At 40.5% G+C, this 788-nt stretch carries 1 protein-coding gene; it reads right to left on the reverse strand.

Annotation, left to right across the window (positions count from 1 at the left end; genetic code table 11):
- Positions 1-3: 3 nt before the first annotated feature.
- Positions 4-788: phage major capsid protein (locus ETC00_RS19385; RefSeq protein WP_171567690.1), on the reverse strand; the 785-nt coding region annotated here is incomplete at its 5' end.

Genomic DNA, 788 nt, shown 5'->3' on the forward strand with positions numbered 1-788 from the left:
TCATTAGACAGTTTGGGTAACATCTAACTGACCAAACATCGCAGCTCCTGTATCCCAAAATTTATAGTCATCACGCATGATTGTACGAAGGTTAGTTGTATCACGAATGAAAGCATCTCCGCCTTCTTTTGTACTTGCTAGCTCAAAGAAACGACGGTTAAATACAACAATTAACTGTTTCAAATCACCGATAATGATTGGCGCTAATGAGGTAGTTGTTCCTTCTGTTTTCAAGAAACGATTCGAAGCAACTACTACTGGGCGTCCTTTGAACAATTTACGTCCTGGCTGAGTCGGATCATCCTGTAGTAAGTAGCGTCCGTTTGCGTCTTTCTGCTCGTCCAACCAGTGATAACCGTCTTGGTTCGGTAAAATGATGCTATTTGCGCTAATAGCTGGAACCAATAGTACGTTAAGAACTTTTTTGATATTGTCGAAGTTAGCTAATGACTGTTTTTGCATCGTCTTCAATAAGTTCGTGATGTGATAATTTCGTGTAACGACAGCTTTTTTACTGATCCAGTTCGTCACGTATTGCTCGATGTTTTTGTCTGTATCAGCAATTAACTCGTTCGTTAGAGGTAAAATGCCAGCACGTTTTTTGAGAGAGTACGAGATTGGAACGAATTTCGGATTGTCTGTTTCCCCGATTAAGCCGTATTCATCGACATCTTGGAAAGGCACCATTTCTTCCTCTTTTTCGAGTACACGCGAACCGCTAAGTGCCGTCACATTTTGTACATTCACATATTGCGAAAGGTCGTTAAAATCCCTCATAAGTGTATAAA

The sequence above is a fragment of the Brevibacillus sp. MCWH genome (assembly GCF_013096935.1).
Classification (GTDB): Bacteria; Bacillota; Bacilli; order Brevibacillales; family Brevibacillaceae; genus Brevibacillus; species Brevibacillus aydinogluensis.